The organism is Microbacterium sp. X-17 (assembly GCF_039615055.1).
In genome coordinates, this window is sequence record NZ_JBDHNI010000002.1 from 276,268 (window position 1) to 301,425 (window position 25,158).

Consider the following 25,158-nt stretch of genomic DNA (forward strand, 5'->3'; position numbering starts at 1 on the left):
GGGGCGGGGGTCAGCGGGAGGGGCCGGCGCCCGTCAGCGTGCGGGCCAGGGCCAGGTACTCCTTCGGGGAGACCGAGGGGAGGTAGGCCTGCCCGATCGCGAGGCCGATCGCGGGCAGGGCGGCGGGATCCGCGTACGCCATGTAGATCGTCTCGTAGCGCGGGTTGAACTTGCTCTTGAAGCGGAAGAGGGACGTGAAGCCGTAGGCGGGCTCCAGGACCCCCGCGAGCCACCCGAGGAGACGCGTCATCACCGTGGGCTCGGCGGCATCCTCGTCCTCGTCGTCCTCGGCGGGCTTCGTCGCGAGCGGCGCGCCGGACAGGCTCAGCACCTGCGCGCCCAGGTCCCGCATGTGGAGCGCGGCCGACGCGATCACGAACTCCATGACCCCGGACATCGCCCCGTCGCCGCGGCGCATGAAGTCGATCGTCCACCCGGAGACGACGCCGTCGGTCCAGCTCGGCAGCCAGCTCGTGGCGGCCTGCACGTGCCCGTCGGCGTCGAGCGCGAGGTACAGGTAGACGTCGTCGTCCTTCAGCTCCGCCATACCGCCGAGCGTGAAGCCCATCTCCGGCAACTCCTTCTCCGACACCCACTGCTCGCTGATCTCGTTGATCTGCGCCGCGAGCGACACCGGGAGGTCGGACCACGTCGACCACAGGGTCGTGAGGCCCTCGCGCGCACCCTTGTTGTACGCCTGCCGCACCTTCGACCACGGCTTCCCCTGGAACTCCAGGCCGGGAAGCGGCACGACCGTCTCCTCCCCGACTGACATGTACTGCCATCCGAACGACTCGAACACCGGCAGGTACTGCTCGTGGAAGCTGTAGAACACGGGCGTCCAGCCCTGGCTGTCGCAATGATCGACGAAGCCCCGGATGACCGCCGCGCCGTCACCCGCGGGCGCGACCGGATCCGACATGGTCAGCGCCACGCCGTTGATGACGCGGTACGCGACCGCGCCCCCGCCGTCGGGCGTGAACCAGTACACGTTGCCGGGCCACGTGCCCATGAACCCCAGCGTTCCGCCGCCGCCGGCCCGCAGGAGCGCGCGGAACCGGTGCTCGTCGACCGTGTCGCGGGACGAGCGGGTCGCCCGGTAGAGCACGAGGATGGCGACGATGAACACGACCCAGAAGATCACGCCGACCCACTGGAAGCTGACGAGCGCGAGCGCCTCCACCGGGATGGCCGCCATCGGGATGCCGAGGAGGAAGCCCAGTGGCACGAAGGGCCGCGCGGCATCGAGGAGAATGGCGACCGGCGTGGGCGGCGCGAGGTAGCTCCCCGGTGAGGCGAGGCCCACGAAGACGTTGATCGCGGCGAGCACGACGAACGCGACGATCACCGTGAGCAGGAACCGCCGCGCGGCCGCCCGGGGTGCCTTCACCTGGAAGCGCCGCGCGTTCGCGAGGAGCAGGATGATCACCGCCACCGGCAGGAGGAACGCGATCGTCGCCAGCAGCACGAAGTCCGTGCCGAGGACGTCGACGGTCGCAGCATCCAGTAGCTCGTTGAATCCCAGGGTGATCCCGGTGAGGACCGCGGTGGCGGCACTGACCGCGAGTCCGAGGATCCACGCCGCGCGACGCCCGGTCCGTAGGCCCCAGGCCGCCACGAGGCTCAGCACGACGGGGACGAGGCTGAGGAGGAAGGGGCCGATGCCGGCGGTGAGCGCAAGCCCGAGGTCCGCGTCGCAGCGCGTCGAGACCACGGTGGCGCAGCGCGTGAACACCTCGTCGGGGTCGACCGGGACGAAGCCCGAGACGACGAGCGCGAGCGGCCCCCGGAGGTTGCCGGAGATCAGCACGATGACGGGCCCGAGCCCGGTGGCCGCCACGATCGCGGCCACCAGCGTCCGGGACTCCTGGAACGAACTGCGCCGCCACGCGCCGAGGCGCCCCGCTCGCGGCATCGTGAGCCCGACGAAGAGGCCCACGACCGCGGCGGCGAGACGGTAGAGGCTGTCCGAATCGCCCGCGTACAGCGCGAACATCAGCAGGATGGTGAAGCCGACGAGGCGGATCCGGAGCCGCCACAGCGCGGGCGCGAGCGCGCTCGCCGCCATCACGGCGGCCGCGACCCCGGTGGCGGGATCGAGGACGAGGTCGAACGTGTTCGGGTTGCCGAGCGAGGTCACCCACGACGCGGACAGCGTCTCCAGCCCGACACCGATCAGCATCCCGACGGCGCCGCCGAGCACGTAGACGAGGACCGTGCGGACCGTGCCGAGCAGCCGCTCGGCGTACGCCAGCAACGTCAGGACGAGCGCGACGCTGAGGATGCCCTCGATGATCGAGTCCGGGACGAACAGCGCGGTCAGCGGCGTCCACCAGTATGCGAGCTGCCCCGTCGTCAGCTCACCCGCCGCGAGCTCCCGCGGGAAGCCGCCCTCGTATGGCCCGGCCGCGAACCCCGTCACGATGACCGCGAGCGCGACGACGACGGAGAAGGGATTGGCGAGGACGTAGCGCACGACGAGCGGACGCCGGCGGCGCGCCGGCGGCGCCGCCACAGGTGCCTCAACGGTGTCGGATGCGGTCATCGCAGCCCTTTCTCACGGCGGGTCAGCTCGGCGGGGAGAGGCCGAGGGCGGGATACAGCACCTGGAACGCGGCCGTCAGGCCGCCCCGGACGGCATCGCCGAGGTGCCCCGCACCCGGCACGACGTACAGCGTCGTCGTGAACCCGGCGCCCTGCGCGAGCTGCGCGTTCTTCTGCGCCGCGGGCAGGAACCCGGCATCCTTCTCGCCGCCCGTGAACACCGCGATGTGACCGCGGAAGGCGCCGGCGTTCTTGGCGAGCCACGACGCCGGGGTGTTCGCGTCGAACGCGGCGGCATCCCCGTGGTAGACGTCGCGGATCACCTGGTCGCGGATCTCGGCGCCCGGGTACTCGTCGCCGGAGATGCTGACGAGGTTCCCCCAGAGCTCGGGATGCTGCGCGCCCCACGTGAACGAGCACGCGCCGCCGTTGGAGTAGCCGGCGAGCGTCCAGTACTTGGGGTCGTGGAGGATGTTGAGCTTGGCCTTCGCGTACGCGGGGATGTCGACGTTGAAATACGTCGCGACGCCGCCGTAGCGGTCGGAGTTCGCGCACACCGGGTCCTGGTTCGCATCGCCCAGTTGGTCCGCCACGATCACGATCGGCGCGAGGCCCTTGTTCTGCGCCGCGAACTCGTCGAGGGCCGCGGCGATGAACGACGGATCGGGGTTGCCCGGCTGACCCATCATCATGACCACGAGCGGCAGCGGCGGCGCGTTCGACACCTGCGCCGCCGGCGGGAGGTAGAGCGACGCCTCACGCGGCACGAACCCGGCCGACGACGGGATCGCGTTCGCGCCGGACAGCAGCCCGACCTTCCCCGTCTTCGGCATGTCCGCCGGCGGGTTCCAGCTCGCGTAGAGCGGCCCGGTCGCCGTCGGTGAGGCCGTCGGGCCGTTCAGGTCGCCGATGGAGTCGAGCGCGGAGACCCCGAACATGTTGCCGATCGTGCGGTCGATCCCGAAGCCCGCGTTGATGCCGAGCGCCGCGGACAGAAGGGACAGGACGATGACCACGATCGCCACGATCCGGCGCCACAGCGCGGAGTCCCAGAGGCTCACGATGCCGATGCCGAGGATCGCGAAGGATCCCGCCGCCCACCATGCGGTGGGGCCCGGGGTCTTCGTGCCGAGAAGGTTCGTCACGTCGAGGAACAGCACGGCGCCGACGCCGAGGATTGCGCCGAGGAGGACCGCGATCAAGAGCCGTAGCGTCCAGCGGGCGGTCCAGCGCCGAACCAGCAGCACGACCGCGCCGGCCGCAGTCAGCGCCCAGATCGTGTACGGCAATGGCCCGTCGATCACGGCGATCGACCAGAACCAGTTCAGCATCCGCACTCCCCCCTCGCGCGCCGCGCCTCAGTCGCCGAAGAAAGCCGCCGCGGCCCGCGCGGTGTACGCCACGTCGTCGAGGTCCGCGCCGGCGACGTTCACGTGGCCGACCTTCCGACCGGGTCGCGGGGCCTTTCCGTACGTGTGGATCCGGGCATCCGGATGCTCTGCCATCGCCGCCGGGAACCGATCGGCGAGCGCGTCCTTCGCGGGGCCGCCGAGGATGTTGACCATGACCGACCACGGCGCCCGGGGCGACGGGTCGCCGAGCGGGAGGTCGAGGACCGCGCGCAGATGCTGCTCGAACTGGCTCGTGACGGCGCCGTCCTGCGTCCAGTGGCCGCTGTTGTGCGGGCGCATCGCGAGCTCGTTGACGAGGATGCGCTCACCGACCTCGAAGAGCTCCACCGCCAGCATCCCGGTCACGCCGAGGCCCTCCGCAATACCGATGCCGAGCTCCGCGGCGGCGGCCGTGAGCCGGTCGCCGGCCCGCGGTGCCGGGGCGATGACCTCCGCGCAGACGCCGCCGCGCTGCACGGTCTCGACCACCGGGTAGGCGACGACCTCGCCCGACGGGCGGCGCGCGACCTGCTGGGCGAGCTCGCGGGAGAAGTCGACGAGCTCCTCCACGAGGAGCTCCCCGCCGTGCGCGTCCTCCGCGAGCGCGGCGAACCAGTCCGCCGCCTCCGCCGCGGACCGGACGACGCGCACCCCCTTGCCGTCGTAGCCGCCGCGCGCCGTCTTCAGGACCGCCCGGCCGCCGTGCGCGTCGAGGAACTCCTGGAGCTGCGCCGGGTCGGATGCCGCGGCCCAGTCCGGCTGCGGCACCCCGAGCTCGGCCAGCCGACGGCGCATGACGAGCTTGTCCTGCGCGTACTGCAGCGCGTCCGGGCCGGGGTGCACCGCGACGCCGGCGTCGACGAGGGCGCGCAGCACCGCCTGCGGCACGTGCTCATGGTCGAACGTGACGACGTCGACCTCTCGCGCGAACGCCTGCACGGTCTCGAGGTCGCGGTAGTCGCCGGTCGAGGTCGCGGCGAGGGAGGCCGCCATCCCGGGCTCCTCCGCGAGGACCCGGATGTCGAGGCCCAGCTCCACCGCGGGCGAGATCATCATGCGCGCGAGCTGGCCGCCCCCGATGACGCCGACCCGTTGCGCTCTCGTCTCGCTCATCCGATCCATTCTTCCAGTACGCGGTCCGCGGGCGGGCTCAAGGCTGCGGCGGGAGAGGCGGCTGGCCGTCGCGGTGGGCGAGGATCTGGCTCACCTCGACCTGGTCCACCAGCACCTCGTGGATCAGCGCGGAGTCGGCGACGTCCTTGATGACGAACGTCGCACCGAGACCGTCGGACAGCCGGAGCGTCCCGATGCCCCACAGGCGCTGCAGCGGGCCGCGTCGGACCGCGATCGTGTAGCCGCGCACGTGCGTGAGCTCGGTCGAGCGTCGGACGAAGAGACCCGACCGTGCGATCACGCGGCGTGTGGTGATCGTGTAGGTGCGCGACAGCCAGCTCACGTACGGGAGCAGCACGAGCAGCAGGATCACGACCGCGGCGGCGGTCAGCAGCATCCAATTCGCGAGCGGCTCGGGGAGGTTGCCGTAGAAGAAGCCGCACGCGCCGCCGACGGCGATCAGGACGAGCGCCGACCAGAACAGGCGCCGCGGATGCTGCCGCACCCGCGCGATCAGCAGCTCCTCCACCGGCACGCCGGGTGCCGGTGTGAGGGGGCGGCCGGCGAATGTGGGCTGCGTCACGCCCCCATTCTGCCCGCCCGGGCCGCGCCGGCCCGCCCCGCCACGCGCGCACAACTCCTGCAGTTCGGGTGCGGCCGCCCGACGCCCGCCCGCACACCTCCTGCACTTGGTGCGGACGGGCCAGGGATCGGGGCGCGTGGAGCCTCCACGCGCGCGGATTGCAGGAGCTGTCCAGGATGGCGCCGCCGGGCCGGCCGGATGTGCAGGAGTTGTGCGGGCCGCGGGTCAGCGGACGTGGATGACGTCGCCCGCGGCGACCGGGACCTCGGTGCTCCCGGCGACCACGACCAGGCGGCCGTCGGCGTCCAGGCGCTGGGCTCGGCCCGCGAGGGTCGAGCCGTCGGGGAGCGAGACCTCGACGTCGCGGCCGAGGGTCAGGCACAGGGCTTCGAGCTCGGCGCGCAGGCCCGCGGCGGAGGCGTCGCCGCCCGCCGCCACGAGAGCGCGCAGCTGCTCCGCGAGCGCCGCCAGGTAGTCGGCGAGGAGGAGGTCCTCGTCGACGCCGATCCCGAGGTCAGCGAACGAGGTCGCCGTCGGCACCGGCAGCGCGTCGGACGGCATCCGCGTGTTCACCCCGGATCCAACGACGACCGCGTCCGACCCGGGCACCGCCTCGGCGAGGATGCCGCAGATCTTGCGGCCGTCGACGAGCACGTCGTTCGGCCACTTCAGCCCGACCGTGTGCCCACCGCTCTGCGCCTGCCGCGCGACCGCACGGGTCATCGCGGCACCGGCGAGGAGCGGGATCCAGCCCCGGGCCTGGGGCGGCAGCGACATCCGCAGGACGACGGAGACGGCGAGCGCCGTACCGGCCGGCGCGATCCACTGACGGTCGAGGCGTCCGCGCCCCGCGCGCTGGTCGGTCGTCAGCAGCACCGACAGGTGCGGCCATCCGTCCGGCTCCTCGGCGGCGGCGCGGACGAGGTCGCGGTTCGTGGACCCGGTCGACGCGACGGCGACGAGCCGGGAGGCGACAGCGGCGGCGCGCGGGTATGCCTGGGTCACGTCCCTCACCCTATGACCCGCCCGCCCGCCCCGCCCGCCCGGCTCGGCCCCGCACCCACCCCCGTGAGAACGCGCGTATGTCACAGACACGCCGGCGGAAGATGACATACGCGCGTTCTCACGTGGGGGAGGGCCGGGCACCGGCCGGCGGGGACCGACCGCGGGGACCAGCACCGACCGTCGGAGGGCGACAGCGGATGGGGCGAGGGCTTGTGCCCGACCTCCAAGGCCACGCGCGGGCCCCCGGCTAGGGTGGAACGCGTGACTGACCTCTCCACGACCGCCGGCAAGATCGCCGACCTGCGCACCCGCTACCAGGAGGCCGTGGTCGACCCGGAGAACGCGGCACGGGAGAAGCAGCACGCGAAGAACAAGCTCACCGCGCGGGAGCGGATCGATCTCCTCCTCGACCAGGGCTCCTTCGTCGAGCTCGACGAGTACGTGCGGCACCGCACCACGGCGTTCGGGATGGACAAGTCCCGCCCGTACGGCGACTCGGTCGTGACCGGCACCGGCACGATCCACGGCCGCACCGTCGCTGTCTACGCGCAAGACTTCTCGACCTTCGGCGGCTCGCTCGGCGAGGTCGCGGGCGAGAAGATCGTCAAGATCATGGAGTTCGCCCTCCGCGGCGGGATCCCGTGCATCGGCATCCTCGACTCCGGCGGCGCGCGGATCCAGGAGGGCGTCGTCGCCCTCGGCAAGTACGGCGAGATCTTCCGCCTCAACACGGCGGCCTCCGGCGTCATCCCGCAGATCTCGATCATCATGGGCCCGGCCGCGGGCGGCGCGGTCTACTCCCCCGCCCTCACCGACTTCGTCGTCATGGTCGACAAGACGAGCCAGATGTTCGTGACCGGCCCCGACGTCATCAAGACCGTCACCGGCGAGGACGTCGGCATGGAGGAGCTCGGCGGCGCGTACACGCACAACACCCGCTCCGGCGTCGCGCACTACCTCGCCGAGGACGAGGACGACGCGATCGACTACGTCCGCACGCTGCTCGGCTTCCTCCCGGACAACAACATGTCCGAGCTGCCGGTGTACGAGACCGAGTTCGAGTTCGAGACGACGGATGCCGACCGGACACTGAACACGGTCATCCCGGACTCCCCGAACCAGCCGTACGACATCCACGAGGTCATCCGCACGGTCGTCGACGCGGGCGAGTTCCTCGAGGTGCAGCCGCTGTTCGCGCCGAACATCGCGATCGGGTTCGGGCGCATCGAGGGCCGCACGGTCGGGATCATCGCGAACCAGCCGTCGCAGATGGCCGGCACGCTCAACATCGAGGCGGGCGAGAAGGCCTCCCGCTTCGTGCGGTTCTGCGACGCGTTCTCCGTCCCGATCGTCACGCTCGTCGACGTGCCCGGATACCTCCCCGGCACCGACCAGGAGTGGACGGGCGTCATCCGCCGCGGCGCGAAGCTCCTCTACGCCTACGCCGAGGCGACCGTGCCGCTCGTGACGGTGATCCTCCGCAAGGCGTACGGCGGCGCGTACATCGTGATGGGCTCCAAGCAGCTCGGCGCCGACATCAACCTCGCCTGGCCGACCGCGGAGATCGCCGTGATGGGCGGCCAGGGCGCGGTGAACATCCTCTACCGCGGCGAGCTCAAGCGCGCCGAGGAGGCCGGCGAGGATGTCGCGGCCGTGCGCGCCCGACTCGCGAGCGAGTACACGTACAACGTCGCCTCGCCGTTCCTGGCCGCCGAGCGCGGCGAGCTGGACGGCATCATCGAGCCGGCCCAGACCCGCGTGGCGATCGCGAAGGCGCTGCGGGCGCTGCGGGGCAAGCGCGCGAGCCTGCCGCCGAAGAAGCACGGGAACATCCCGCTGTGAGCGATGCGCCGGAAGAGGCCGCCCTCGAGATCGAGGTGCGGCGCGGGACGCCGGACGAGGACGAGCTGGCGGCGCTCATCGCGGTCGTGACCGAGGGCTACGCCACGGAGCGGGCGACCGCGGTGGCCCGGCCGGACACGCGTTCCGCGTGGTCGCTGGCACAGCGTGCGCTGCGCGAGCCCCTGCGACGCGACCTCGGCTGGGGACGATTCGGCGGCTGAGGGCGCTCCTCGCCGTGTCACCCTTTGTCCCCCGAAATACCTACAGACGCGGGGGTTGCGGCCGTTCGATACTTATTGAGCTGGAACGCCATTAGAGCGTTCGGTCGACTGCTCAACAGGGTATCGGGCAGTAGTGACCAAGCAAGCGGCTTTCGGGTAGCCGCTCGCGAGGCGAGGGGCAGAGCGATTACGCCGCCCCTCGCCTCACTTCTTTCCGCGGCCGCTCAGGACTGCGGACGGCTGATCTCGCGCCAGAGCTCGACGGCATCCTCGTCGGTGAGGCCGTCGGAGGATGCCGCGCGGCCGACGATCGTGACCGCGACGCGCGCGTTCGGCGATGTGCGGACGAAGATCCGGGGCGAGGTGGCCGAGCGGAGCGCGTCCGCGAGCTGATGCCGGATGCCGAGGAGGGCGGCGTCCTCGATGTCGTCGAGCCCGCCCTCGTCCAGGACCGTGACCGTGGAGCCGCGGCGGCGCAGCGCGTCGACGGCGTCGCGGACGGCGTCGTCGAGGAGCCTCGGTGCGCGGAGCTCGTCGCGCAGCCGCCACTCGGCGTGCTGGGCGGCATCGCGGTCCTCGGAGGTCAGCGCCCCGCCCATCGCGATCGTCTTGCTCAGCAGCGGGCCGGCCTCGACGAGCGCCCGCCGGACCTGGGCGCGCCGCTCGAGCGCACGGCTCGCGTGCACGGCCTGCCACGAGGACGCAGCCTGCTGCAGCTCCGTGAGCCGCGCCGTGTCGCGGGCGGCCCGCTGGAGGAAGATGAGCGCGAGCTGCGCGACGACGACCCAGACGACGGACCCGATGAGACCCAGGGAGAGGGTGTCCAGGACGCCGATCCAGAGGATGCACGACGCGCACAGCATCGCCATCCCGATCCACGCGATGATCGGGCGGCCCCGCACCATCACGATCGTCATGAGCGCGCCGATCCCGCCGATCATCCACGTCACGTAGGGGGCGCGGAAGACATCCGCGGAGACACTCGCGAACGCCGCGTTCGGCACGAGCGCCGCGGCCGCGAGGGCGAGCACGACGCCCCACACCGGGACGGGCGGCGGCGGGGAGGAGCGGCGCGGCTGCCATCCCCAGAAGATCCAGAGCCAGCTGACCGCGAGGTAGAAGAGGACGGCGGCGACCATGAGCCACGGCGTCGCGACGGGGCCGCTCCACCACAGCCCGCGCGCGGCGAGGTACGCCGTGAAGGCCAGTCCGATGACGGTGAGGACCGTCCGCACGCTCACCATCGGTCGCCGCTCTCCCACTCGATCGTGACGACCGTACCCTCGGGCCCGGACTGGATGTGCGCGTGGCCGCCGATCGACGCCGTGCGGGCGATGATCGAGCCGCGCACGCCGAGACGATCCGCGGGAACCGCGTCGAGGTCGAACCCGGGGCCGCGGTCGCTCACCACCACGACGACGCCCGCAGGCGCCGACCGGGTCCGCACCGTGACGGCGAGCCCCGCGGCCTCGGCGTGCTGGACGGCGTTCGCGATCGCCTGCATCGCGGCGAGCACGATGACGCGCGCGACCCGGCTGGAGAGGCGTACGCCCGCCCCTCCGTCCGATTCGCGCCGGACGGTGAGATCCATCCCGAGGTCGTTGAGTGCCCGCTGGATCTGGTCGGCGACGCCCGTGTCGTCTATGATCTCGTCGGTCACGTCGCCGTCGTCGGCATCCGCCTTGTGCAGGCCGGCGAGCGCCTCGCGCGCCATGGTGACGGCGAGCGCCTGCTCGCGCGGCGTCTGCGCGCGCTCGGCGGCGAGCAGCGCCCCGAGCACGCTGTCGTGCATGAGGGCGGCGACGGTGACGCGCTCGTTCTCGCTCGCGTCCTCGGCGGCGGCGCGGGCGTAGGAGGTGACCGCCTCGCCGCGCACCGCGTCGACGTGTCCCGCGGCGGAGCGGATCGTCCACGCGAGCGCTACGAGCGCACCGCCGAGCAGGAGCGCGAACGAGACCTCGGAGATGATCGGCAGCCAGGCCTCGGGCGCGAAGCCGGCGCCGACCAGGCGCGCAAGCCCGTAGAGGAGCGGAGCGGCGATCGCCCACGTGATCTGCAGCGGCAGCCGGAACGCCACGACGGCGGCGGCGATCGCGATGTCGATGAGGAAGAACGGCCACTGCGTCTCGGGCGGCACGTAGCCGGGCGTCACATCGACGAACGGCCAGACGAGGAGCGTTGCGAGATAGACGCACGCGAACAGAGCGGATGCCGTGCGCGCGAACACGTTGATGAGGCACGCGACCGTCATCACGCTCAGCGCGAGGAAGCCCGCGACCGTGACCCAGAGCCGCGGGGTCGTGAGCGACCCCTCCGGCTGGATGGCCGCGGTGAGGGCCTGCGCCCCGTGCACGATGCACGCGATCCCGATGAGGAGCGCGATCATCCGGTCGATGCGCGTCCGGCTGAACGAGCCGAGCGCTTCGGCGGCGGCGCGTCCCGTCGGGATGTAGCGCCAGGCGTCTGCGAGGACCGCGCGGTCGCGCTCATCCATCGGCGTCCGGGGCGCTGCGCAAGAGCCCGTCCTCCTCGGCGCGACGCAGCAGATCGATCTTCGTGTGAGCGGGACGGCCGACGTCGACGTACTTCACGCGGATGCGGGAGAGGTTCTCCTTCGCCGTCGAGTATGCGATCCCGAGACGGTCCGCGACGGCCTTGAGCGGCAGACCCGCGGCGTAGAGGCGCAGCACCTCGCGCTCACGCGCGGACAGCTGCGCGTCGGCGAACGCACTGTCGCCCTCGACGGCGCTCGCCCACTCGACGTTGTTGAGAGGCAGGCCGCGCCCGATGTCGCGGATCGCCGCCATGACGTCGCCGATCGGCGCGGACTTGCTCACGATGCCCGCCGCCCCGGCCGCGAGCGCCTCGCGCACGGCCACGGGCCGGTCCGCGACGCTGTGGATGAGCACGCTCGACCCGTCGGCGGTAAGTCGGCGGACGTTCTCGGTCACGGTCGTGCCGTCGCCCAGCGTGAGATCGAGGACGATGACGTCGGCAGGCCCCTCCCCCGTGGTTCCGCGCCAGTCGAGGTACTCCGCGACGTTGCCGCCGGAAAACACGACCTGCTTCGTCGTCGCGCGGGAGCACGCGGCCGCGAGTCCCAGTCGCACGGACTCGTGGTCGTCGATGAGAGCGACGCGCGTCATGTCGATGATGTTATCGGCGGAAGGCCCTCCGGCACGGGATCCGGTTCATCGGCGGCGCCGGGAAGTATCACGGCGATCGCCTCGACGTGGTGCGAGTTCGGGAAGAGGTCGAGCCCGTCGATCGATCGCGGCGCGTATCCGGCGGCGCGGAAGGTGGCCAGATCGCGGGCGAGCGCGACCGGATCGCACGCGACGTAGACGATCGCGGACGGATGCAGCCGCCCGAGCGCCTCCACGACGGGGCGGCCGGCGCCCGCCCGCGGCGGGTCGAGCACGACGACCCCGCGCCCGAGCCGCGCGCGCTCGGCGGCGCTCGCAGTGCGGTCGAGCTGCGCCAGCCAGCGGTCGACGCGGCCGGTCTCGGCACGCGCCCCGACCCATTCCGCGAGGTTCTCCCCCGCCCGCTCGGTGGCCGCGGCATCCGACTCCACGCTCGTCACGCGGGTCCGCGGCCCGCCGTGCTGGCCGAGGAGGGCGGCGAACAGCCCGACACCGCCGTAGAGGTCGAGGTGCCACGCCTCGGGATCGAGGTCCGGCAGTTCGGCGAGGCGCCGCGAGACGGTCTGCCAGAGCGTCGCGGCCGCCAGCCGGTGCACCTGCCAGAAGCCGCCGGCGTCGACGCGGAACTCCCGATCGCCCACGCGCTCGATCAGCAGCTCGCGCTCGCGCGCGTCCGGACGGGCACGGCCCTCGGGGCGCGGGAGGATCCGCACGCGCCCGTCGGCCGGCTGCACGAGGTCGATGCGGCCCTCGGCCCGCGCGGCGAGCGCGCGGGCGGCCCGCGCGACGGCGGGCGTCGCGAGCGGCAGGTCCTCGACCGGGATGACGCGGTGGCTGCGGGCGGCGTACGGGCCGATCCGGCCCGCCGCGTCCACGTGCAGGCTCACGCGCGTGCGCCATCCGGTGCCGTCCGCGGTCTCGGCCCCTGCCGCGGCAGCGCCCGCGACGAGCGGGCGCGCCTCCTCGACTGACACGGCCGGCTCGATCCGCGCGAAGCGGCGGAGCGCGTCGGCGAGGACACGCTCCTTCAGCGCGAGCTGGTGCGGCCGCGCGATGTGCCCGAACTCGGCGCCGCCGGGCCGATCCTCGGGCGCGGTGCCGACATCCGCGGACGCCCAGACGTGCGGGCGACGGTGCGGCGAGGGGTCGAGCACCTCGACCGTGTCGGCGCGCCAGAACGACGCCTTGCCGACGTCCGTGAGCCGCGCCCGCACGCGCTCGCCGGGGAGGGTGTCGGAGACGAACACGACCCGGCCCTCGTGCCGGGCGACGAAGACGCCGCCGTGCGCGATGTCGGTGACGTCGAGCTCGATCTCGTCGCCCGTCTCCACCGTCCGAGCATCCCACACCGTCGCCCGCTCCACCGCCCGCCCGATAGCGTGGGCGCGTGCGCGTATGCCTGGCCTCCACCTCTCCCGCGCGGCTCATGCTCCTCCGCCAGGCGGGCATCGAGCCGGAGACGCGGAGCCCGGGCGTCGACGAGGACGCCGTCATCGCCGCCGTCGAGGCCGCGGAGGGCCGGCGGCTCGAGGCCACGGAGCACGTCATGCTGCTCGCGCGGCGCAAGGCCGCCGACGTCGTGGCCCGGCTGAAGGACGACGAACCCGCGTTCGACGGGATCGTGATCGGCGGCGACTCCATGTTCGAGATCGACGGCGCGATCCTCGGCAAGCCCTACACGGCCGCCGTCGCGACAGCGCGATGGGACGCGATGCGCGGTCGCACCGGCATCCTGCACTCGGGACACGCGGTCGTCCGGGTGCGTCCGGGCGCACCGGATGCCGAGGCGCACGCGGTCGCCGAGGCATCCGTCTCGTTCGCGGCCGACATCACGAACTCGGAGATCGCGGCCTACGTCGCGAGCGGCGAGCCCCTCGCCGTCGCGGGGGCGTTCACGGTCGACAGCCTGGGCGGCGCGTTCATCGAGCGGGTCGAGGGAGACCCGTCCACGGTCGTCGGGATGTCGCTCTCGACACTCCGAAAACTGTGCCGCCAGCTGGACGTTGAGTGGACGAATCTGTGGAACCGCTCGTAGGGTTCCGCGCACGTTTGTCGGGCTTTCTTGTGAGACGCGCTCAAAAGCCCACCCCGCAGCCTCGCTAGGCTGACAGTCATGCCTCGAATCGCCAAGGTCCTCGTCGCGAACCGCGGGGAGATCGCCGTCCGGGTCATCCGGGCCGCACGGGATGCCGGCAAGGGATCCGTCGCGATCTACGCGGACCAGGACCGCGACGCGCTGCACACCCGCCTCGCCGACGAGGCGTACGCGCTCGACGGCCTCACGAGCGCGGACACCTACCTGTCGATCGACAAGATCCTCTCCATCGCCCGCCGCTCCGGCGCCGATGCGGTGCACCCCGGCTACGGCTTCCTCGCCGAGAACGCCGCGTTCGCGCGCGCCGTGACGGCCGCGGGCCTGATCTGGATCGGCCCCTCCCCCGAGGCGATCGAGGCGCTCGGCGACAAGGTGACCGCCCGCCACGTCGCCGAGAAGGTCGGTGCGCCGCTCGCGCCCGGCACCCCGGGACCCGTGGCCGACGCCACGGAGGTCGTCGCCTTCGCCGAGGAGTTCGGCCTGCCGATCGCGATCAAGGCTGCATACGGCGGCGGCGGACGCGGCCTCAAGGTCGCACGCGAGCTGGGCGAGATCCCGGAGCTGTTCGAGTCCGCGACCCGCGAGGCCGTCGCGGCGTTCGGCCGCGGCGAGTGCTTCGTGGAGAAGTACCTCGACCGCCCCCGCCATGTCGAGACCCAGTGCCTCGCGGATGCCGAGGGCAACGTCGTCGTGGTCTCCACGCGCGACTGCTCGCTGCAGCGCCGCCACCAGAAGCTCGTCGAAGAGGCTCCGGCGCCGTTCCTGACCCCCGCGCAGGAGGAGACGCTCCGCTCCGCGTCGAAGGCCGTCCTCCGCGAGGTCGGCTACGTCGGCGCCGGCACGTGCGAGTTCCTCATCGGGGCAGACGGCACGATCTCGTTCCTCGAGGTCAACACGCGTCTCCAGGTGGAGCACCCCGTCACCGAGGAGGTCACCGGGATCGACCTCGTGCGCGAGCAGTTCCGGCTCGCCGAAGGCGGCGTCCTCGACTACGCCGACCCCGCCCCGTCCGCGCACTCGATCGAGTTCCGCATCAACGGCGAGGACCCGGGCCGCGGCTTCCTCCCGCAGCCGGGCCCGATCCACGTCTTCAAGACGTTCGGCGGTCCCGGCATCCGCCTCGACTCGGGCGTCACGGCCGGCGACGTCGTCAGCGGCGCGTTCGACTCGCTGCTCGCGAAGATCGTCGTCACGGGCCGCGACCGCGCCGAGGCGCTCGAGCGCGCGCGGCGCGCCCTCGACGAGTTCGAGGTCTCCGGCCTCCCGACCGTGCTGCCCTTCCACCGCAAGGTCGTGCGCGACCCCGCGTTCACCGCCGAGGACGGCGTCTTCGGCGTGTTCACGCGCTGGATCGAGACCGAGTTCGTGAACGACATCCCCCCGTGGGACGGCGAGCTGCCCGAGCTCCCGCAGCCGGAGTCGCGCCACACCGTGGTCGTCGAGGTGGCCGGCAAGCGCCTCGAGGTGAGCCTCCCGGACCGGATCGCGACCTCCGTCGGCACCGCCGGCCGGCCCGCCGCGGTGCCGCCGTCGCGGCGCTCGCACTCGTCGTCGACCGTGTCGGGCGCCACGGGCGACGCGGTCAAGGCCCCCATGCAGGCCACGGTCGTGAAGGTCGCGGTCGAGGAGGGCCAGCAGGTCGTCAAGGGCGACCTCGTCATCGTGCTCGAGGCCATGAAGATGGAGCAGCCCATCCAGGCCCACAAGGACGGCACGGTCGGCACCATCAACGCCGAGCCCGGCGCTACGGTGTCCTCCGGGCACCAGCTCCTGACGATCGCCTAGCCCGGCCCGCGGCATCCGCCCGCCCGGCATCCGCCCGACGGCACACTAGTTCGCGCTACTACTTCTCGCACGCGCGCCAGACATTCGCGTAGCGCGTGCGAAGTACAGGCGCGCGGCCGCACGGGGTCGGCGCGCAGGCCGAGGGGCCGCAGGTGTCAGCGGGCGGCGGCGTCCACCAGGTGCATGGCACGAAGGGCGTCCTGGATGCTGCCCGACAGCGACGGGAAGACCGTGAACACGCGCGAAGCCTGGTCGACCGAGAGGCGGCGCTCCACGGCGATCGCGATCGGGTAGATGAGCTCGGACGCGCGCGGCCCCACGACCACGCCGCCGATCACCGTGCTCGACTCCTGCCGGGCGATGATCTTCACGAAGCCGTCCGTGATGCCCATCATCTTCGCCCGCGCGTTGGCGGCCAGCGGCAGCTTGTGGACCGTGCCGTTGATGAGGCCCGACTCGATGTCCTTCTCCTGCCAGCCGATCGTCGCGACCTCGGGCGCCGTGAAGATGTTCGCGGCGATCCGACGGCGCTCGATCGGGATGACGGTGTCGCCGAGCGCGTGGAACATCGCGGTGCGGCCCTGCATCGACGCGACCGAGGCCAGCGGCATGAACGTGGTGCAGTCGCCCGCCGCGTAGATGTTCGGCACCGAGGTGCGCGCGACGCGGTTGACGCGGATGTGCCCGGACTCGTTCAGCTGGACGCCCGCGTCCTCGAGGCCGATCCCGCGCGTGTTCGGGATCGAGCCGACCGCCATGAGGCAGTGACTGCCCTCGACCGTGCGGCCGTCGCCGAGCGTCACGAGCACGCCGTCCTTCGTCCGCTCGACCCGGTCGGCGCGCGACTTGGAGAGGAGCGTCATGCCGCCCCGCAGGAAGACCCGTTCGAGCACGGCCGCGGCATCCGCGTCCTCGCCCGGGAGGACCTGGTCGCGGCTGGAGACGAGCGTGACCTTCGCGCCGAGGTTCATATAGGCCGAGGCGAACTCCGCGCCGGTGACGCCCGAGCCGACGACGATCAGGTGCTCCGGCAGGGAGGTCATGTCATAGAGCTGGGTCCAGGTGAGGATGCGCTCCCCGTCGGGCTGCGCGCTCGGCAGCTCCCGGGGCGCGGCCCCCACCGAGACCACGATCGTGTCGGCCTCGACGCGGTCGAAGTCGGTGCCGCCGGCATCCGTCGACACGACGACCGTGCGGTTGCCGTCGAGGCGCCCGTGGCCGGAGAGGATACGGACGCCGGCCTCGACGAGGGCCTCGCGCATGTCCTCGGACTGCTGCCGCGCGAGGCGAAGGACCCGCTTGTTGACGGCGGCGAGGTTGATCGCGATCTCGGGCTTGAGGGGCTTGCCGGTGCCGTCCTTCGCGAACAGCTGCACGCCGAGGTCGCTCGCGCCGGCGATCGCGACGGCAGCGTCCGCGGTCGCGATGAGCGTCTTCGACGGGACCACGTCGGTGATGACCGCGGATCCGCCGACGCCGGCCCGTTCGACGAGTGTCACCTCGGCTCCGAGCTGGGCCGCGGCGAGTGCCGCTTCATACCCGCCGGGGCCGCCCCCGATGATCGCAACGCTCTGAGTGCTCTCGAAGCCCAGGGACATGGGATCCATTCTGGCGGATCGCCGCCGACACCGAGGCGACATCGCGGTGAACCTAGAGTGGGGTCATGCCCGACGCCCTCGCGAACCCGCTGGACGATCCCGCTGCCGATCCGTTCGACATCGCCCGGCGGGCGGCGGCCGACATCGCGCGGATCACGGGCGTCGCGCACCACGACATCGCCGTCACGCTCGGGAGCGGATGGGGCCGCGCGGCCTCGCTCCTGGGCGACACGATCGCCACGATCCCCGCGACCGAGGTCGCCGGGTTCAGCGCGCCCGCGCTCGCCGGCCACCCCGGGACGCTGCAGAGCGTCCGCATGCCGGACGGCCGGCACGTGCTCGTGATCGGCGCGCGCACGCACTACTACGAGGGTCATGGCGTGCGCCGCGTCGTGCACAGCGTGCGCACCGCCGCCGCGACCGGCGCGACGATCCTCGTCCTGACGAACGGCGCCGGCGGCATCCGCGAGACGTGGACGCCCGGGCAGCCGGTGCTCATCAGCGACCACATCAACCTGACGGCGGCATCCCCGCTCGAGGGCGCAACGTTCGTCGACCTCACGGACCTGTACTCGCGCCGCCTGCGCGACGTCGCGCGGACCGTCGACCCGGGCCTCGACGAGGGCGTGTACTGCCAGTTCCGCGGGCCGCAGTACGAGACCCCGGCGGAGGTGCGGATGGCGCGGGCCGTCGGCGGCGACCTCGTCGGGATGTCGACCGCGCTGGAGGCGATCGCGGCGCGCGAAGTCGGCATGGAGATCCTCGGCTTCTCGCTCGTCACGAACCTGGCCGCCGGCATCCAGTCCACGCCCCTGAGCCACGCGGAGGTGCTGGACGCGGGCCGCGCCGCCGAGCCGGTCATCTCCGCGCTGCTCGCCAACGTCGTCGGTGCACTTTGACCGCGCACCCGACACACGCGGCGGCGGCGCGCGCCTGGCTCGCGCAGGACCCGGATGCGGAGACCCGCGCGGAGCTCGAAGCGCTGCTCGCTCGCGCGGAGGCCGGCGACCCCGCGGCGGACGCCGAGCTCGCCGACCGCTTCGGCACGCGCCTCGCGTTCGGCACGGCGGGCCTCCGCGGCCGCCTCGGCGCCGGCAGCAACCGCATGAACCGGGTGCTCGTGGCCCAGGCCGCCGCGGGCCTCGCGGCCTTCCTCCGCGCCCCCGCCGCCACCGCCACCGCAGCCGCCACCACGCGAGATCAAGTGATCTCGCGTGCTCAGGACGTTTCGGCGGCCGATCGTCCTGACTCCGCCGGATCACCTGATCTCGCGCCGGCGGTCGTGATCGGCTACGACGGGCGGCGGAACTCCGGCGTGTTCGCGCGCGACTCCGCGGAGGTCCTCGCGGGCGCGGGCCTCCGCGCGATCCTCCTCCCGCGGATGCTGCCGACCCCGCTCCTCGCCTTCGCCGTGCGCTATCTCCGGGCGGACGCCGGGATCATGGTGACCGCCAGCCACAACCCGCCCGACGACAACGGGTACAAGGTGTACCTCGGCGGCGCGGACGAGGGCGCGCAGATCGTGTCGCCGACGGATGCTGCGATCGCGGCCGAGATCGCGCGGGTCGCCGCCGGCGACATCCGCGATCTGCCCCGGTCGGATGCCTACGAGATCGCACACGAGGGGGTCGTGGCGGCGTACGTCGAGGCGACCGCGGCCGTCGGCCCGGCCGGCCCGGGGGCCGCGGGCCTCCGCTGGGCCTACACCGCGATGCACGGCGTGGGCGCGGAGACGTTCGCCGAGGTCGTGGCGTCGGCCGGCTACCCCGCGTGGATCCCCGTGACCGCGCAGCTCGAGCCGGATCCCGCGTTCCCGACCGTGGCGTTCCCGAACCCCGAGGAGCCCGGCGCGATGGATCTCGCGCTCGAAACCGCGCGCGATGCGGGCGCCGAGCTCGTGATCGCGCACGACCCGGATGCCGACCGGCTCGCGGTCGCGATCCCGCACACGAACGGCACCTGGCGGCGGCTGAGCGGCAACGAGGTCGGGCTGCTGCTCGGATGGCGCGCCGCGCGCGCGGCTCACGCCGCCGGGGCGCACGGGCCGGAGGCATCCCTCGCCAGCTCGCTGGTGTCCTCCCCCGCCCTCCGGGCGGTCGCCGAGCACTATCGCCTCGCGTACCACGCGACGCTGACGGGCTTCAAATGGATCTCCCGCGCGCCCGGCCTCGTCTACGGGTTCGAGGAGGCCCTCGGCTACCTCGTGAACCCCGAGACGGTGCGCGACAAGGACGGGCTGTCCGCGGCCGTCGCGATCCTCGACCTCGCCTCGCGCGCCCGCGCCGAGGGCCGCGACCTCGGCGACCTCGTCCGCGAGTTCGGTGATACGTTCGGGCACTTCGCGAGCGTGCAGGTGTCCCTGCGGTTCGACGACGTGCGGGTCGCGGCGGGGATCATGGCATCGCTCCGGGCGGATCCGCCGCGCCGGGTCGACGACACCGCCGTCGCGCGGTTCGACGACCTCCTCGACGGCGTCGACGGGCTCCCGCCCGGCGACGTCCTGCGACTCGAGCTCGCGGATGGCTCCCGCATCCTCGTCCGTCCGAGCGGCACGGAGCCGAAGCTCAAGGCCTACCTCGACGCCCGGGCCGACTCGGCCGGCGCCGCCGCCGCGCGGCTCGAGTCCCTGGGGGCCGCCACGCGCGCCCTCCTGTCCGCCGCCTCCTAGCGGTCGAAGCCCTCGCCGATGAGCTCGATGAGCTCCTCGCGCTCCTCCACGGGCAGGAACGCGGCGGCGGCGGCGTTGAGCTGGAAGGCCTCCAGGTCGTCGAGGTCGTAGTCGAAGGTCTCGGCCAGCAGGGCGAGCTCGCGCGTCAGCGACGTGCGGCACATCGTGCGGTCATCGACGTTGACCGTCACCGAGAAGCCGAGCTGGTAGAGCAGGTCGAACGGGTGGTCGGCCAGCTCCGTGCCCCAGCGCTCGATCGCGCCGGTCTGCAGGTTCGAGCTCGGCGAGAGCTCGAGCGGGATCTCGCGGTCGCGCACCCACCGCGCGATCTCGCCGAACTGCACCATGACCTCGTCGCCGGACCGCGACACGACCTCGAGGTCCTCCGCGATCCGGACGCCGTGGCCGAGGCGCAGCGCGCGGCCATCGAGGAGCGCGGAGCGGATCGACTCGACCCCCGCGGCCTCGCCGGCATGGACCGTGACCGGGAAGAAGTTCTCAGCGAGATAGTCGAACGCGGCGCGGTGCCGCGACGGCGGGAACCCCACCTCCGGGCCCGCGATGTCGAAGCCGACGGCGCCGCGCGCGCGGAAGTCGACGGCCAGCCGCGCGACCTCGAGCGAGCGGTCCGTGTGCCGCATCGCCGTGATGAGCTGACCGACGCGGATGTCGTGACCGTTCGCGTCCGCGGCATCCTCACCCTCCTCGATGCCCTCCTGCACGGCCTCGACCGCCTCCTCGAGCGACAGGCCGCCCAGGACGTGCTGCTCCGGAGCCCAGCGGGCCTCGCCGTAGATCACACCGTCGGCGGCGAGATCCTCGACGAACTCGCGCGCGACGCGGCGCAGCGCGTCCGCGGTCTGCATCACGCCCGTCGTCAGCGCGAACGGCTTCAGGAACTCCACGAGGGAGCCCGAGTCGCACTGCTCGGTGATCCAGTCGCCGAGAGCGGCGGGATCCTGCTCGGGCAGCTCGACGCCGGCCTCCTCGGCGAGCTCGACGATCGTCGCGGGACGCAGCGCCCCGTCGAGGTGGTCATGCAGCGAGATCTTGGGCAGGCTGCGGACGGACACGCCCTGCACCCGGGCGTCGGCGGGGGGCTCGAGGGGCGAACGGTCGGTGGGCATGGGTTCCTCCGGGGGGATCGGTCGGGTCGTTCCAGCGGTGGACAGGGGCGGATGCGGCGCGCTCAGCGCCCGACTTCGTCGAGGTCGCGCGGACCGAAGGCATCCGGCAGGAGCTCCTCGATCGTGCGCACGCCGGACGTGGCCTGCAGGCGCATGCCCGGGAGCGCATGCTCGGAGAGGAGCTGCCGGCAGCGCCCGCACGGCATGATCGTCTCCTCGTCGCCGTTGACGCACACGAACGCGACCAGCTGGCCGCCCCCGCTGCGATGCAGGTCGGACACGAGGCCGCACTCGGCGCAGAGGGTGAGCCCGTACGAGGCGTTCTCGACGTTGCATCCCGTGACGACGCGTCCGTCCGAGACGAGGGCGGCGGCCCCCACCTTGAACCGCGAGTACGGCGCGTAGGCGCGGTGCATCGCGTCGATCGCGGCAGTGCGGAGCCGTGCCCAGTCGATGTCGGCGACGACCCCCTCGCCCACCGTGCGCGGAACTGCCGCCATCACGGATCCCCTCGCCTCGACCGGACACCGCGCACCCGTGGGCTCGCGCAACACCCCCGATCCTAGTGGCGCGGGCACCGCGGGCAAGGGCGACCGCGTCAGTGCGGGGCGCTCGCGTCGATCACGACGCCGCCGCCGACGACCGCCGTCTCGAGCAGGCTGATCGACGAGGTGAGGTTCTCCGGCACCCGGTCGGACCAGTCGTGGTACGGCGCGAGGTCGACCCCCCCGTTCGCGAGCGTGCCGACGTACGTCGTCTGCGGCATCGGACCCTTCGCCGCGGCGAGGACGAGACCGTACACACCGACGTCCGCGGCGGTCACGAGCGAGGTGAGGAACGACCCGCTGACGTCCGGCGCGGACTCGAACGAGTCGGAGCCGATGCCGATGAGCGAGACATCGGTCGGGGTGTTCGTCATGAGCGACGCGATCTGCTGGTAGAACTTCCCCGAGCCGCGCGCGGGCAGCCGCACCGGGAAGATGATGTCGGCGCCGTCCTGCAGGAGGGTCTGCACCGCATGGGTTGCCGCCCGGTCGTTGTCGGACGTCTCGAGGAAGTCGGCCTGCTTCGTCGCGCGGTCCCACCCGACGACGCGCACCGGCTTCGGGAGCTTCTCCGCGTTGACCTGGTCGTATCGCTCGACGCCCTGCGCGAAGGCATCCATGACCGCGGTGGAGATCGGCTGGTCGGCTTCCGCGAACGTCCCCACCACGCCCGACTTCGTCATCCCAGCGGCGAGGTAGCCGGCGAGGTAGGCCGGCTGTGTGAGGTCGAACAGGACCGGCCTCACGTTCGGCGTGGTCGCGAGCTCGGGGCGGTTCGACGCGTTCTGCGCCCCGGTGTCGTCGACCCAGATGTAGGTGATCGCCGGATGCGTGGCGGCGGACGCGATCGTGGATGCGTAGGCCCGGTCGCCCGAGGTGACCACGACCGTGCAGCCCTCGCCGAGGAGGTGGTCGATCGCGTCCGGCACGGCGGACGTCGTCGCCGCGGGAGACTCGTCGTAGCGCACGCCGAGCTCGTCGGCCGCCTGCCGCACGCCGTCGTAAGCGAGCTGCACGATGGGGTCCTGCCCGTCGGGCTGGGACACGATGCACGGGAGGATGCTGGGGGCGGAGCTGCTCTGGCTCGGCGCCGCGTCGTTCGCCTCAGCGCCGGCGCACCCGGAGATGAGGAGCGCCGCGACCGCCAGGCCGCCGACCGCCGCCCCGAGGCGCCGCCGGCGCGTGCTACCCGTCGTCGTCACACCGCATCCCTTCCGGTCCCGCGCCGTACGCGGGACCCCGACACGCTACCCCGTCGCTCCTGAGTGAACCGCGTGCGCGGGCGGCTCGCAATCGGATGGTTATCGATCCGTGTCAGAGGACGTCGCCGCGCCCGGTGAGCTTGAGGGCGTCGACGACGCCCTTCACCCGCTGCGCGTGCTCGCTCGTCGTGACCAGGAGCGCATCCTCGGTGTCGACGACCACGATGTCCTGCACCCCGATGAGGCTGATGACGCGCGCCGTCTGGGACACGACGATACCGCTCGAGGCGTCGGACAGGATGCGGGCGTTCTCGCCGAGGATCGCGAGGTCGTTCTTGCGGCCGTGCGAGTTGAGCTTGGCGAGGCTCGCGAAGTCGCCCACGTCGTCCCACTCGAAGTGGCCGGGCACGACGGCAAGCCGGCCCTTCGCGGCCGCGGGCTCGGCGACGACGTAGTCGATCGCAATCTTGCGCAGGGTGGGCCAGATCCGATCGACAGCGGGACCGCGACGGTCGCGGTCGTCCCACGCCTCGGCGAGCTCGACCAGGCCCGCGTGCAGCACGGGATCCTGCGCCTCGATCTCGGCCAGGAGCACATCGGCCCGCGAGATGAACATGCCGGCGTTCCAGAGGTACGCCCGGTCGGCGAAGTACGTGCGGGCCGTCGCGAGGTCGGGCTTCTCGACGAAGCGCTCGACGAGCGCCGCCTCCCGCGCGCCCTCGACCGTCAGCTCCCCCGCCCGGCGGATGTAGCCGAACCCGACGGACGGCTCGGTCGGCGGGATGCCGATCGTGCAGATGTAGCCGGCGCGAGCCACCGCGATCGCCTGCTCGACCGCCCACTCGAACGCGTTGATGCCGCGGATGACGTGGTCTGCGGCGAACGAGCCGATGATGACGTCCGGCTCGCGCCGCACGAGGATCGCCGCCGCCAGTCCGATCGCGGCGGTCGAGTCCCGCGGCTCCGACTCGAGGAAGACGTTGCGGTCCGGGATGCCGGGGAGCTCGCGCTCCACGGCGGCGCGGTGCGCCCGCCCGGTCACGACGGCCACGCGGTCGTGACCCGCGATCGGCGCGAGCCGGTCCCACGTGTCGCGCAGGAGCGTCTGACCGGACCCGGTCAGGTCGTGCAGGAATTTCGGGGCATCCGCCCGGGACAGCGGCCAGAGTCGGCTTCCGATGCCGCCGGCGGGGATGACGGCGTAGAAGCCCGGAATGGGGTCGCGCATGGCGCCAGACTACCGGCGACGTCCGTCTCTCGATATCGAGATACTTAGGTCCCCCTACGTCGCTCGGGGTCGGAGCGCAGGAATAGGATGACTCGCAGCGCCAACGCGACGCAGGGGGACAGCACCCGAACGGGCATCGATCGCCCGCGCAGCGTTTTCGATCAGGGAGGACGACCGTGTCTGCACCAGCACGCGTCACACCATCGGTCAGCGAAACGACCTCGAGAGCCCCCCGCGGCACCCTGTACCGGGGCCACGAGGGCATGTGGTCCTGGGTCCTGCACCGCATCACCGGCGTGGCGATCTTCTTCTTCCTCCTCGTGCACGTGCTCGACACGGCGCTCGTGCGGGTCTCGCCGGACGCGTACAACGCGGTCATCGGCACGTACAAGACGCCGCTCATGGGCCTCGGCGAGATCGTCCTGGTCGCCGCGATCTCGTATCACGCGTTCAACGGCCTGCGGATCATCGCCGTCGACCTCTGGTCGTGGGCCACGCGTCACCAGCGTCAGCTGTGGTGGGGCGTCCTCGCCCTGTGGCTCATCGTGATGATCGGCTTCGTGCCGCGCCAGCTCTTCGTCGTGTTCGGAGGGAACTGACCATGGCCACGACGATCGCCGACCCCCGCGCCCCCCACACCGCCCCGCGGCGCACCGGTCCGAACCTCGAGAAGTGGGGCTGGATCTACATGCGCGCCTCGGGCGTGCTGCTGGTCGTGCTCATCTTCGGGCACCTCATCGTCAACATGGTCATGGGCCAGGGCGTCCACCAGATCGACTTCGCGTTCGTCGCGGGCAAGTGGGCGTCGCCGTTCTGGCAGGTGTGGGACGGCCTGATGCTGTGGCTCGCGCTGATCCACGGCGCCAACGGCATGCGGACGATCGTGAACGACTACGTGTCGCACCTCCTCACCCGCCGGGTGCTCGTGTGGGCGATCTGGATCGCGGCCGCGTTCCTCATCCTCCTCGGCACGCTCGTGATCACCACGTTCGACCCGTGCCCGGCCGGCAGCCCCGCAGACCTGCTCCCCAGCTTCTGCAGCGAGATCTGAGAGACGAAGGCATC

Annotated in this window: 22 protein-coding genes; 8 read left to right on the forward strand and 14 right to left on the reverse strand. The window is 72.4% G+C overall.

Annotated elements, in window-relative coordinates:
- Window positions 1-10: 10 nt before the first annotated feature.
- The 5 genes from ABCS02_RS09755 to ABCS02_RS09775 form a co-directional block, all read right to left on the reverse strand.
- On the reverse strand, window positions 11-2,545 hold the full coding sequence (locus tag ABCS02_RS09755; RefSeq protein WP_345835440.1) for a phosphatidylglycerol lysyltransferase domain-containing protein: 2,535 nt from the start codon (window positions 2,543-2,545) through the stop codon (window positions 11-13).
- Window positions 2,546-2,567: 22 nt separating this feature from the next.
- Window positions 2,568-3,875 (reverse strand): alpha/beta hydrolase-fold protein, encoded by a 1,308-nt coding sequence (locus ABCS02_RS09760; protein ID WP_345835441.1) that lies wholly within the window; start codon window positions 3,873-3,875, stop codon window positions 2,568-2,570.
- A 27-nt stretch (window positions 3,876-3,902) separates the two neighbouring features.
- Entirely contained in the window at window positions 3,903-5,048 is a 1,146-nt protein-coding gene (locus tag ABCS02_RS09765) for a 5-(carboxyamino)imidazole ribonucleotide synthase (RefSeq protein WP_345835442.1), read from the reverse strand.
- Between the two features lie 37 nt (window positions 5,049-5,085).
- A complete protein-coding gene (locus ABCS02_RS09770) occupies window positions 5,086-5,631 on the reverse strand; it encodes a PH domain-containing protein (RefSeq protein ID WP_345835443.1) in 546 nt (181 codons plus the stop codon).
- A 225-nt stretch (window positions 5,632-5,856) separates the two neighbouring features.
- On the reverse strand, window positions 5,857-6,645 hold the full coding sequence (locus tag ABCS02_RS09775) for a biotin--[acetyl-CoA-carboxylase] ligase (RefSeq protein WP_345835444.1): 789 nt from the start codon (window positions 6,643-6,645) through the stop codon (window positions 5,857-5,859).
- A 243-nt stretch (window positions 6,646-6,888) separates the two neighbouring features.
- Between ABCS02_RS09775 and ABCS02_RS09780 the strand changes: the two genes are divergently transcribed.
- Together ABCS02_RS09780 and ABCS02_RS09785 are read left to right on the forward strand one after the other, a co-directional pair.
- The gene (locus ABCS02_RS09780; protein WP_345835445.1) at window positions 6,889-8,478 is read left to right on the forward strand and encodes an acyl-CoA carboxylase subunit beta; all 1,590 of its coding nucleotides are present in this window, start codon (window positions 6,889-6,891) and stop codon (window positions 8,476-8,478) included.
- A complete protein-coding gene (locus ABCS02_RS09785; RefSeq protein ID WP_345835446.1) occupies window positions 8,475-8,699 on the forward strand; it encodes an acyl-CoA carboxylase subunit epsilon in 225 nt (74 codons plus the stop codon). The genes ABCS02_RS09780 and ABCS02_RS09785 overlap by 4 nt, the downstream gene beginning before the upstream one ends.
- Window positions 8,700-8,923: 224 nt before the next feature.
- Here ABCS02_RS09785 and ABCS02_RS09790 read toward each other — a convergent pair whose 3' ends face one another.
- From ABCS02_RS09790 to ABCS02_RS09805, 4 genes are read right to left on the reverse strand one after another with little or no spacing between them, the layout of a single operon-like run.
- Complete coding sequence (locus ABCS02_RS09790; RefSeq protein WP_345835447.1) at window positions 8,924-9,943, reverse strand: hypothetical protein; 1,020 nt, start codon at window positions 9,941-9,943, stop codon at window positions 8,924-8,926.
- Window positions 9,937-11,193, reverse strand: a complete 1,257-nt coding sequence (locus tag ABCS02_RS09795) for an ATP-binding protein (RefSeq protein WP_345835448.1) — start codon at window positions 11,191-11,193, stop codon at window positions 9,937-9,939. The genes ABCS02_RS09790 and ABCS02_RS09795 overlap by 7 nt, the downstream gene beginning before the upstream one ends.
- Window positions 11,186-11,845 carry a response regulator transcription factor gene (locus ABCS02_RS09800; protein WP_345835449.1) on the reverse strand — a complete coding sequence of 220 codons (660 nt, stop codon included), beginning with the start codon at window positions 11,843-11,845 and terminating at the stop codon, window positions 11,186-11,188. The genes ABCS02_RS09795 and ABCS02_RS09800 overlap by 8 nt, the downstream gene beginning before the upstream one ends.
- Window positions 11,842-13,176, reverse strand: a complete 1,335-nt coding sequence (locus ABCS02_RS09805) for a TRAM domain-containing protein (RefSeq protein ID WP_345835450.1) — start codon at window positions 13,174-13,176, stop codon at window positions 11,842-11,844. Before ABCS02_RS09805 ends, ABCS02_RS09800 begins: the two co-directional genes overlap by 4 nt.
- Window positions 13,177-13,232: 56 nt before the next feature.
- Between ABCS02_RS09805 and ABCS02_RS09810 the strand changes: the two genes are divergently transcribed.
- Window positions 13,233-13,880 carry a Maf family protein gene (locus ABCS02_RS09810; protein WP_345835451.1) on the forward strand — a complete coding sequence of 216 codons (648 nt, stop codon included), beginning with the start codon at window positions 13,233-13,235 and terminating at the stop codon, window positions 13,878-13,880.
- A 78-nt stretch (window positions 13,881-13,958) separates the two neighbouring features.
- Complete coding sequence (locus tag ABCS02_RS09815) at window positions 13,959-15,725, forward strand: biotin carboxylase N-terminal domain-containing protein (protein WP_345835452.1); 1,767 nt, start codon at window positions 13,959-13,961, stop codon at window positions 15,723-15,725.
- A 155-nt stretch (window positions 15,726-15,880) separates the two neighbouring features.
- On the opposite strand, the gene ABCS02_RS09820 is transcribed toward ABCS02_RS09815, so the two are convergent.
- On the reverse strand, window positions 15,881-17,323 hold the full coding sequence (locus ABCS02_RS09820) for an NAD(P)H-quinone dehydrogenase (protein WP_345835453.1): 1,443 nt from the start codon (window positions 17,321-17,323) through the stop codon (window positions 15,881-15,883).
- Window positions 17,324-17,388: 65 nt separating this feature from the next.
- On the opposite strand from ABCS02_RS09820, the gene ABCS02_RS09825 reads away from it, so the two are divergent.
- Window positions 17,389-18,222, forward strand: a complete 834-nt coding sequence (locus tag ABCS02_RS09825; RefSeq protein WP_345835454.1) for a purine-nucleoside phosphorylase — start codon at window positions 17,389-17,391, stop codon at window positions 18,220-18,222.
- A complete protein-coding gene (locus tag ABCS02_RS09830) occupies window positions 18,219-19,991 on the forward strand; it encodes a phospho-sugar mutase (RefSeq protein ID WP_345835455.1) in 1,773 nt (590 codons plus the stop codon). The genes ABCS02_RS09825 and ABCS02_RS09830 overlap by 4 nt, the downstream gene beginning before the upstream one ends.
- On the opposite strand, the gene ABCS02_RS09835 is transcribed toward ABCS02_RS09830, so the two are convergent.
- The 4 genes from ABCS02_RS09835 to ABCS02_RS09850 all read right to left on the reverse strand — a co-directional run bounded on the left by ABCS02_RS09835 (window position 19,988) and on the right by ABCS02_RS09850 (window position 24,093).
- Window positions 19,988-21,118, reverse strand: a complete 1,131-nt coding sequence (locus tag ABCS02_RS09835; RefSeq protein WP_345835456.1) for an adenosine deaminase — start codon at window positions 21,116-21,118, stop codon at window positions 19,988-19,990. The genes ABCS02_RS09830 and ABCS02_RS09835 overlap by 4 nt on opposite strands.
- A 62-nt stretch (window positions 21,119-21,180) precedes the next feature.
- A complete protein-coding gene (locus ABCS02_RS09840; protein WP_345835457.1) occupies window positions 21,181-21,618 on the reverse strand; it encodes a cytidine deaminase in 438 nt (145 codons plus the stop codon).
- Window positions 21,619-21,716: 98 nt separating this feature from the next.
- Window positions 21,717-22,865, reverse strand: coding sequence for a BMP family ABC transporter substrate-binding protein (locus tag ABCS02_RS09845; RefSeq protein ID WP_345835458.1), 1,149 nt, complete (start codon window positions 22,863-22,865; stop codon window positions 21,717-21,719).
- Window positions 22,866-22,977: 112 nt separating this feature from the next.
- Entirely contained in the window at window positions 22,978-24,093 is a 1,116-nt protein-coding gene (locus tag ABCS02_RS09850) for a mannose-1-phosphate guanylyltransferase (protein ID WP_345835459.1), read from the reverse strand.
- 176 nt (window positions 24,094-24,269) lie between these two features.
- Here ABCS02_RS09850 and sdhC point away from each other — a divergent pair, with 176 nt between their 5' ends.
- Both sdhC and ABCS02_RS09860 read left to right on the forward strand, forming a co-directional pair.
- Complete coding sequence (sdhC, locus tag ABCS02_RS09855) at window positions 24,270-24,692, forward strand: succinate dehydrogenase, cytochrome b556 subunit (RefSeq protein WP_345835460.1); 423 nt, start codon at window positions 24,270-24,272, stop codon at window positions 24,690-24,692.
- A 2-nt stretch (window positions 24,693-24,694) separates the two neighbouring features.
- Window positions 24,695-25,144, forward strand: a complete 450-nt coding sequence (locus ABCS02_RS09860) for a succinate dehydrogenase hydrophobic membrane anchor subunit (RefSeq protein WP_345835461.1) — start codon at window positions 24,695-24,697, stop codon at window positions 25,142-25,144.
- Window positions 25,145-25,158 lie beyond the last annotated feature (14 nt).